Annotated in this window: 9 protein-coding genes; 8 read left to right on the top strand and 1 reads right to left on the bottom strand. The window is 66.4% G+C overall.

The genetic code is table 11. The features are described from left to right. Positions 1-127: 127 nt before the first annotated feature. The 8 genes from C8K38_RS00115 (at position 128) to C8K38_RS28025 (ending at position 6,927) form a co-directional block, all read left to right on the top strand. Entirely contained in the window at positions 128-1,018 is an 891-nt protein-coding gene (locus C8K38_RS00115) for a universal stress protein (protein WP_097209687.1), read from the top strand. Positions 1,019-1,149: 131 nt separating this feature from the next. Continuing rightward, complete coding sequence (locus tag C8K38_RS00110; protein ID WP_097209686.1) at positions 1,150-1,704, top strand: flavodoxin domain-containing protein; 555 nt, start codon at positions 1,150-1,152, stop codon at positions 1,702-1,704. Between the two features lie 109 nt (positions 1,705-1,813). Continuing rightward, positions 1,814-2,992, top strand: a complete 1,179-nt coding sequence (locus C8K38_RS00105) for a 4Fe-4S dicluster domain-containing protein (RefSeq protein ID WP_373560211.1) — start codon at positions 1,814-1,816, stop codon at positions 2,990-2,992. Then, the gene (locus tag C8K38_RS00100) at positions 2,989-3,477 is read left to right on the top strand and encodes a Crp/Fnr family transcriptional regulator (protein ID WP_097209685.1); all 489 of its coding nucleotides are present in this window, start codon (positions 2,989-2,991) and stop codon (positions 3,475-3,477) included. Before C8K38_RS00105 ends, C8K38_RS00100 begins: the two co-directional genes overlap by 4 nt. Before the next feature lie 4 nt (positions 3,478-3,481). Further along, a complete protein-coding gene (locus C8K38_RS00095; RefSeq protein WP_097209684.1) occupies positions 3,482-4,312 on the top strand; it encodes an FAD/NAD(P)-binding protein in 831 nt (276 codons plus the stop codon). Then, a complete protein-coding gene (locus tag C8K38_RS00090) occupies positions 4,312-5,103 on the top strand; it encodes an oxidoreductase (protein ID WP_097209683.1) in 792 nt (263 codons plus the stop codon). Before C8K38_RS00095 ends, C8K38_RS00090 begins: the two co-directional genes overlap by 1 nt. After that, the gene (locus C8K38_RS00085; protein WP_097209682.1) at positions 5,096-6,388 is read left to right on the top strand and encodes a Ni/Fe hydrogenase subunit alpha; all 1,293 of its coding nucleotides are present in this window, start codon (positions 5,096-5,098) and stop codon (positions 6,386-6,388) included. Before C8K38_RS00090 ends, C8K38_RS00085 begins: the two co-directional genes overlap by 8 nt. After that, positions 6,385-6,927, top strand: coding sequence for a hydrogenase maturation protease (locus C8K38_RS28025; protein WP_097209681.1), 543 nt, complete (start codon positions 6,385-6,387; stop codon positions 6,925-6,927). Before C8K38_RS00085 ends, C8K38_RS28025 begins: the two co-directional genes overlap by 4 nt. Here C8K38_RS28025 and C8K38_RS00075 read toward each other — a convergent pair. Beyond that, entirely contained in the window at positions 6,860-8,596 is a 1,737-nt protein-coding gene (locus tag C8K38_RS00075; RefSeq protein ID WP_257016935.1) for a GAF domain-containing sensor histidine kinase, read from the bottom strand. The two genes, C8K38_RS28025 and C8K38_RS00075, sit on opposite strands and share 68 nt — an antisense overlap. Positions 8,597-8,606 lie beyond the last annotated feature (10 nt).

The raw sequence follows: 8,606 nt of genomic DNA, 5'->3' as shown, positions 1-8,606 counted from the left end.
GCAAAGGCCACGTACTTGGGTCCGTTGCCGTCGTGCCCGCCAGAACAAGGGGCGAGGACCTCCGGCCCTACTCGGCTTCGTCTGTCGGGGCGATGATGGGGGAACTCGCGGTTGTGGAGGTCCTACTGTGGACGCTGTCGAACTGAACGCCCCGGTCGTCGTCGGAATCGACGGATCCACTGGCGCATACGCGGCCGTCAGCTGGGCCGCCAGGGAAGCCCAACTCCACGGGTGCGCGCTGCACATCGTCTCCGCTCTCGGCGACTCCAGCCCATACGGGGATGGGATCCGTCCACCACCAAGCTATTTCGCCGACCGGGATCGCGCGGTCCACGCCCACCTCGACGAGGCCGCCGCGATCGCCCGCACCACACGCACCGCGACGTCCACGACCGAGATCACCACCAGCGTGCTCGATGGGCCGGCGCGACCGGCCCTGCTCGAAGCGTCGAAGTCCGCCCGGATGGTCGTCGTCGGAAGCCGCGGATTGGGCCAGATCACCGCGGCGCTCGCGGGGTCGGTCGCCGTCGCGCTCGCCGCACACGCCCACAGCCCCGTTGTCATCATCCGTGGCCATTCAGGGCAGACCTCCGGGACCGGCGATGTCGTCGTCGGGGTGGACGGAACCGAGAACAGCCTGCCGGCTCTCGAGACGGCGTTCGAGGAGGCCTCACTGCGCGCGACCGGCCTGGACGCGGTCCACACCTGGTCGCCGTTCACCTTGTCCAGGGCGTTCGACGACCAGCTCGACCTGCCGTGGGACGAGGTCGAGGCGGCCGAACAGGCGGCTCTCGCCGAGAGCCTCGCCGGTTGGTCAGAGCGCTACCCGGCGACCTCGGTGACGCGGACCGTCGTGCGCGGGAGATCGGCCGCGGAACTGCGGGACCGGGCGGCAGGCGCGGAACTGCTGGTGGTCGGCAGCCACGGCCGGGGCGGCTTCGCGGGCATGCTGATCGGCTCGACCAGCACAGTGCTGCTGCACACCGCGGACTGCCCGCTCATGATCGTCCGGTCGTGAGCGAAGAAGGTCGTCGACTTCCCATGACCAGCCCACGACATAGTGGACCTTGGTCACTATCGCGGGCTGGACCCAACGAGGTGTGATGGTGACGTGGTCAACGCATTCGCACACTACGACGGGGAATCGTCATGACAGTTCTGGTCGTCTATGCCAGCAAGCACGGCGCAACGGCCGAGATCGCCGAACGTGTCGCGTCGACTCTGTCGGCCTCCGGCCGGGCCGCCGAAACCCACCCGGTCGACGCCGTCGGTGATCTCACCGGCTACGAGGCGTTCGTCCTCGGTTCCGCCCTGTATTACGGACACTGGCTCAAGCCGCTGACCAGCTTCGTGCGGAACCACTCCGAGGAACTCGCCACCCGCCCCGTGTGGCTGTTCAGCAGCGGCCCGCTCGGCACCGAGACCACTGAACCGGATGGCCACGAGAAGGTCGATGAGGCCGAGTTCGCCGAGGTGGAGGACCTTCGCAAGACGGCGCACGCACGCGACCATCGCGCCTTCAAAGGTGTCCTGGACCCTGGACGACTGACCGTCGTCGAACGGACCATCCGGCGGCTCCCCGCCGGGCGCCGACTGCTCCCCGCAGGCGACTTTCGGGACTGGGCTGAGATCGACGGCTGGGCAGGGGAGATCGCTCGGGACCTGTCGCGGGACTCGCCCGGCTCGGGCCAACCAGGCGATTGACCGTCGTCCACCGACCATCGATACTGGGAAAACACACCGGCGAGCCCGACCAACGGCGGAGATCGAGTGATGTACCACGCGTCCCCGCTCAGAGCGCGAGGAGGGGCCTGTGGAAGACATCGCACATCCCGAGACACCAGGGTCCGACCCCGCGGAGGGCGAAGCAGTACTCGAGCGCCGCGGTCTCGACCGCCTGATCGCGGTGCTGCGCCACGACGGCTACCGGGTAATAGGGCCGACCCTTGACGACAACGCCATCGTCCTGCGCGAACTCGAGTCCGGCGATCGTCTACCGGACGGGTGGGGAGTGACTACCGCGCCCGGGCTGTACCGCGTGCACCGGCGGGATGACGCAGCCGTCTTCGGGCATTCGTCAGGACCGCAGTCCTGGAAGCAGTACCTGCATCCTCCGCGTCGCCAACTGTGGTCGACCGATGGCGACGGTGATTTCGAAACCCCTCCGGACGAGGAGGTGGCATACGCGTTCCTCGGCGTTCGGGGCTGCGACCTCGCCGCGATCCGCGTCCTCCGGAAAGTGCTGTGCGAGGGAACCCCCGCCGACGGCCGCACCGCCGCATTGTTCTCGCGGTTGTTCATTGTTGCTGTCGACTGCACCGAGCCGGGCGGGGTGTGCTTCTGCGCATCCATGGGTACCGGGCCCGGCGCCCACGGCGAGTATGACCTGCGGTTGACCGAACGCCTCGGCGACGGCGGGCCACGCTATCTGGTCGATGTTGGGACCAGTCGTGGAGCCGACGTGCTGGCCCGGGTACCGCACGGTACCGCCGCATCTGAGGAAGTCGAGCGCGCCGCGCAGGCCGTCTGCGCAGCAGCAGAGCACATGGGCCGGCACATGCCGGACGTCGACCTGCGGGAGCTGTTGCGCACCGCCCGTGATGCCGAGGTGTGGGACGACGTGGCTTCCCGATGCCTGACATGTGGCAATTGCACGATGGTGTGCCCCACGTGCTTCTGCACCACTGTCGAGGACGTCACGGACCTGTCCGGAACGCATGCCGAACGCTGGCAGCGCTGGGCCTCGTGCTTCGAACCGGAGTACTCGCACCTGCACGGCGGCGACGTCCGGGAGTCCGGACAAAGCCGCTACCGGCAGTGGATCTCCCATAAACTCGGCACCTGGTACGACCAGTTCGGCTCGTCCGGGTGTGTGGGATGCGGACGGTGCATCGACTGGTGTCCGGTCGGCATCGACATCACCGAAGAGGCCGCACGTCTCACCGGCGCCCTCCCGACAATCGGCCCGGACCCTACCGAAGGATCGGGATGAATCATCCCGCATCTGAACCGAACCCGCGACTTGCCGGGCTGGATCCGGAACACCTGCAGACCCTGCTGGGGTTGTCACGGCTTGTCCAGTTCGCCGCAGGCGAGCACGTGTTCCGTGAGGGTGACCTCGCTCGTCGCCTCTGGCTGGTGCAGGACGGCAGGGTCATGCTCCACACTTACGTCCCCGGACGCGGTGACGTTCCGATACAAACGCTCGGCGCCGGCGACGTGCTGGGCTGGTCATGGCTGACCGCACCGCACCGGTGGCATTTCACCGCTACCGCGCTGTCGGAGGCGCGGGCACGTGAGATCGATGCCGCGATTCTCCACGAGTCGAGTTCCGCCGATCCGGCGTTCGGCTACGCCGTTGTACGCGCGTTGTCCGGCGCCCTCGTCGATCGCCTGCAGGCCACCCGGGCGCGACTGCTGGACCTGTACGGCGAGCCGGATTCTATACCGCGACAAACGAACCCAGCGGCGCGGTGACGACATGGCCCCCGCGTCGGATCCGATGGTGCCCACCCGGTATCGGGTGGGCGACAGAACGACCGAGACCCACGACTCCGTGACTCTCACTCTCGTTCCGGTCAGAGCGGCACTGCCCACCTTCGATCCGGGGCAGTTCATGATGCTGGCCGTCCCGGGAGTCGGTGAGGTCGCGATCTCCATCAGCGGAGACCCGGCGGCCCCCGAACTGCAGCACACCGTCCGTGCCGTCGGCGCCGTCAGTCGCGCAATTCACGACGCACCCGTGGGGTCGGCGCTCGGCGTTCGCGGGCCATTCGGCACCGGATGGGATCTCGGTTCGTGCGCGGGCCGCGACGTGGTGATCGTGGCCGGGGGCGTCGGGTTGGCGGCGGTGCGATCCGCTCTGCTGGCAATCCTTGCTGGACGTGAGGCATATCGCCGGGTGGTCCTGGTGGTCGGTGCGCGTAGTCCCGATGAGTTCCTCTTTCGCAGAGAACTGGACGCGTGGGGCGCTTCGGGGGCCATCGATCTGGAGATCACCGTCGACCAGCCGACCGGCGACTGGGACGGTTCGGTCGGGTTCGTGACCGAACCGGTCGGACGGCTCTCTCTCGACCCGGGACGGACAACCGCCCTTTTGTGTGGGCCGGAACCGATGATGCGATTCGCAGCACGGGTACTGATCGGCAACGGGGTCGCCGCTGAGGATGTCCGCGTATCGCTCGAGCGGAACATGCAGTGCGGCATCGCGTTGTGCGGTCACTGCCAACTCGGGGAACTCCTCCTCTGCCGCGACGGCCCCGTCGTCGACTACGCGACCGCAGGGCCATTACTCCATGTTCGGGAGCTGTGATGACGAAACCGATTCTGGCGGTATGGAAGTTCGCCTCGTGTGACGGATGTCAGCTCTCACTGCTCGATTGCGAGGACGAACTCCTCGCACTGTCCGAAAAGATGACCATCGGTTACTTCCTCGAGTTCTCGAGCGCGACCGTGGACGGACCCTATGACCTCTCACTCGTCGAGGGTTCGATCACTACCGCTGAGGACATCGAACGCATCCATCGAATCCGGGAACAGTCGAGGTTTCTGGTGACGATCGGGGCGTGCGCGACGGCCGGTGGGATCCAGGCGCTGCGCAATTTCGCCGACATCAAGGAGTTCACGGAAAGTGTCTACGCCTCACCCGAGTACATCGACACCCTCGCGACGTCCACTCCGATCGCTGCTCATGTGCAGGTCGACCACGAGCTACGCGGCTGCCCCATAGACCGGCGCCAGCTACTCGAGGTGCTCACCGCATTTCTCGCAGGTCGACGACCCGACACTCCCAACACCAGCGTCTGCAACGAATGTAAACGGCGCGGCCTGACCTGCGTCATGGTGGCGGACGGGACACCGTGCCTTGGCCCCGTCACCCACGCCGGCTGTGGCGCGCTGTGCCCGGCGCACAACCGCGGCTGCTACGGGTGCTTCGGACCGATGAAAGGGCCGAATCTCGCCTCGATGGCCACCTGGCTGCGCATCTGCGGCATGGACGACGCGGCCATCCACAGGGTGCTGGCCACGTTCAACGTCGCCGCACCCGAGTTCATATCCTTCACCCACCGCGACACCGACGAGCAGGGGACGGTTCATGGGTGACGAGGACAGACGCCTGATCGTACGTGCCCTGGCTCGCGTCGAAGGCGAGGGCAGGCTACGCATCTCGGTCCGAGACGGCCGCGTCGAACGCGCCGAGCTGAGCATCTACGAACCACCCCGATTCTTCGAGTCCTTCCTGCGCGGCCGCGACTTTCGAGAGCCGCCGGACATCACCTCACGGGTATGCGGAATCTGTCCGGTCGCATATCAAGTCAGTGCGTGCAACGCCATCGAAGACGCTTGCAACGCCCCACCCGACGACGCAGTTGTCCGGCTGCGCCGACTGCTCTACTGCGGGGAGTGGATCGCCAGCCACGTGCTGCACATCTTCTTCCTGCATGCCCCGGACTTCCTCGGCGTCGCCGACTCGATCGCGCTCGCACGCACCGAGCGCGCACATCTGGAGCGGGGATTGGCCCTGAAGAAGGCCGGTAACGCGATCCTCGAGCTGCTCGGCGGTCGTCCGATCCACCCGGTCAACGTGCGGGTCGGCGGCTTCTACCGAACGCCCACCCGCGATGAGCTCACACCCCTGCGAGAACAACTGCGATACGCACTCGACGACGCATTGGACACGGTCGCGTGGGTCGGCCGATTCGGTTTCCCCGACCACGAACTCCCGTACGAGATGATCGCCTTGAATCAGCCCGACCGCTACGCCATCGAGTCCGGCACCGTGCACACCTCGACCGGCACCGAGTTCCCTGCCACCGATTTCCCCGACCACGTCATCGAACATCAGGTACCCCACTCCACTGCGCTGCACGCGCGGCTGGACGGACAGCGCTTTCTGGCCGGACCACTCGCACGGTATTCACTCAACAACGCGCATTTGTCGGTAACCGCACGCCAGGCCGCCGCCGCGGCGGGACTGGGTGATCAGTGCCGAAATCCATTCCGCAGCATCGTCGTCCGAGCCGTCGAGGTCGTCTATGCCGTCGACGAGGCACTCCGGCTGATCGATTCCTACGAGCGGCCGACACAGCCGGCCCGTGACATGCGTCCGCGGGCAGCGGCAGGCCACGGGGTCAGTGAGGCCCCACGCGGCCTGCTGTACCACCGGTACGATCTCGACGACAGCGGCGTGATTCAACGTGCGGTGATCGTCCCGCCCACCTCGCAGAATCAATCCGCGATCGAACACGAGCTCGCCGGCGTCATCGAGCGGCACCTCGATCTCGACGATGCTGAACTGACATCCCTGTGCGAGCGGATTATCCGCAACCACGACCCGTGCATCTCCTGCGCAACACATTTCCTCGATCTCACGATCGCCCGACGATGACGGCGGTACTCATCGCTCTGGGCGACGAGTTCCGCCGCGACGACGGTGTTGGCCCGGCAGTGGCACGTGCGCTCCGCAGTGGCGGGCTCCCCGCTCAGGTCCTGATCTCACAGGGCGATCCGGTTGAGTTGATCGAGTCGTGGAGCGGCGCCGCTGTCGCCGTGGTGCTCGACGCGGTGAGGATGGAGTTTCCGCAGCCCGGTCGGGTCCACGTCCTGGATCCGGCTGATCTTGACACCACCGCCGCCACTGGCACCCACGGATTCGATCTGGGCGCAGCGATCGCACTGGGACATGCGATCGGTCGTATGCCGGACAGGTTGGTGATCATCGGCGTGGAGGTCGCTGACATGGCACACGGCCCGGGTTTGTCACCCGACGTCGCGCGTGCCGCACCGATCGTCGCTCGCGCAGTGGTCGACACACTGTTCCCGGGGAAAGACGTTCCGCTGTTGTCCCCAGGGGCGTTGGTCAGAGATTCGGGAGCGGCGCCGACCACAGCAGAGTCGTCCCTCCGGACCCCCCCCTCTCGACGGTGATCGATCCGTTGCTGTCGATCGCCCGAGACGCCAGATTGTTGAGGCCGCTGCGGCGAGCGTCGGCCGAGATACCGATCCCGTCGTCCGTCACCTCGATGGTGAGATCGTCGAGGACGCTCACCGAGATGGTGACCGCGGTCGCGGAGGCGTGCCTGACCACATTGCTCAGGGCTTCCCGTAGGACGGCCTCCGCATGATCGGCAAGGTTCGGGTCGACCACCGACAAAGGCCCGGACATATGAATCGTGATGCGCAGTCCGGCATCTGCGGTCGTCTCGGCGATCACCTCGTGCAGTCGTCGTCGGAGCCTGCCCGCCCCCTCGTCTCCAGAATGCAGATCGAAGATGGCCGTCCGGATGTCCTGCACGATCTCCTGGAGGTCGTCGATGGAGTTCGACAGTCGCCGCTGTACCTCCGTCGACTTGGCCCGTTGGTGAGTGCTCTGCAGGGACAGTCCGACCGCGAAGAGGCGTTGTATGACATGGTCGTGCAAGTCGCGGGCGATTCGATCCCGGTCGGCAACGACATCGAGCTCGCGCATCCGCCGCTGCGTGTTCGCCAGCTGGAGTGCGACCGCCGCCTGGTCTGCGTACGCGGCCATCAACGAGAGTTGCTCGGGATCAAACTGCTCCCGCCCCTCGGCGCGCAGGACGACGAGCACCCCGGCGACCGAATCCTGCGCGCGCAGGGGAAGCACCATTGCCGGTCCGACCTGCTCGGAGTCCTCGAACCCCGGGTCGAAGGCGAGTCTGTCGACCAGGAACGGCTGACGAGTCCTGAATGCCTCACCAGAACTCGATCCCTTGAGTGGGATCTTCGTACCGACGACTGCATCGGAGAGCGCGCCGTTGGAGACACTGACCACGAGCCTATCGACCTCGTCGGCGGGCAGGTCCGGATCGTCGGGAACCGCCAGGAGGACGCTGTCGGAGGCGGTGAGCGTTCGTGCTCGATCCGCAACCGTCTGGAGAACGTCTACGGGCGCGCCGCCGGCGAGCAGCTGGGTTGCGATCTCCCTGGTGGCCTCGAGCCAGGACTGTTTGATTCGCGATTCCTGGTACAGACGCGCATTGTCGATCGCGATTCCCGCTGCCGCGGCGAGTGCTTCGACGATGACCTCGTCGTCCGCGGTGAAGACCTGCCCGCCCGACTTTTCGGTGAGGTACAGATTGCCGAATACTTCCCCCCTGATCTGAATCGGCACGCCAAGGAAGGTCCTCATGGGCGGGTGGTGCTCCGGGAAGCCAACGGAGCTGGGGTGAGCCGTGAGGTCGTCGAGCCGAATGGGTTTGGGCTCCTGGACCAGCAACCCCAGCACTCCGCGCCCGCGGGGTAGGTCACCGATGAGTGTGTGGGTCGCCTCGTCGATGCCTTCGTAGATGAAGGCGACGAGGTCATCGTCCGATCCGCGGACACCGAGGGCGCCGTAGCCGGCATCCACGAGGCCGATCGCCGCATGCACGATGGAACGGAGGGTTTCCTCGAGGTCCAGCCCCGACGCGACAGCGAGCATGGCATTCATCAGTGCATCGATGTGATCCCGCGCATCGACGATCTGCTCGATGCGGTCCTGAACTTCGGTCAGAAGTTCTCGCAGCCGCAGTTGGGAGAGGGCGGACAGCCTCGGAGGGCCCTGTCCGTCGCCGGTGCCGGGTTCGCCAGGCGTCACCTGGCCGATT

Origin of the sequence: Rhodococcus sp. OK611 (genome assembly GCF_003050885.1) — a bacterium.
GTDB lineage: Bacteria > Actinomycetota > Actinomycetes > Mycobacteriales > Mycobacteriaceae > Rhodococcus_G > Rhodococcus_G oryzae.
Note: the sequence above shows the minus strand (reverse complement) of the source record. Positions and strands in the feature narration are given on the sequence as shown.

Coding starts and splice junctions, on each gene's coding strand:
- C8K38_RS00110 (WP_097209686.1), top strand. CDS start 1,150: ATGACAGTTCTGGTCGTCTATGCCAGCAAGCACGGCGCAACGGCCGAG.
- C8K38_RS00100 (WP_097209685.1), top strand. CDS start 2,989: ATGAATCATCCCGCATCTGAACCGAACCCGCGACTTGCCGGGCTGGAT.
- C8K38_RS00095 (WP_097209684.1), top strand. CDS start 3,482: ATGGCCCCCGCGTCGGATCCGATGGTGCCCACCCGGTATCGGGTGGGC.
- C8K38_RS00090 (WP_097209683.1), top strand. CDS start 4,312: ATGACGAAACCGATTCTGGCGGTATGGAAGTTCGCCTCGTGTGACGGA.
- C8K38_RS00085 (WP_097209682.1), top strand. CDS start 5,096: ATGGGTGACGAGGACAGACGCCTGATCGTACGTGCCCTGGCTCGCGTC.
- C8K38_RS28025 (WP_097209681.1), top strand. CDS start 6,385: ATGACGGCGGTACTCATCGCTCTGGGCGACGAGTTCCGCCGCGACGAC.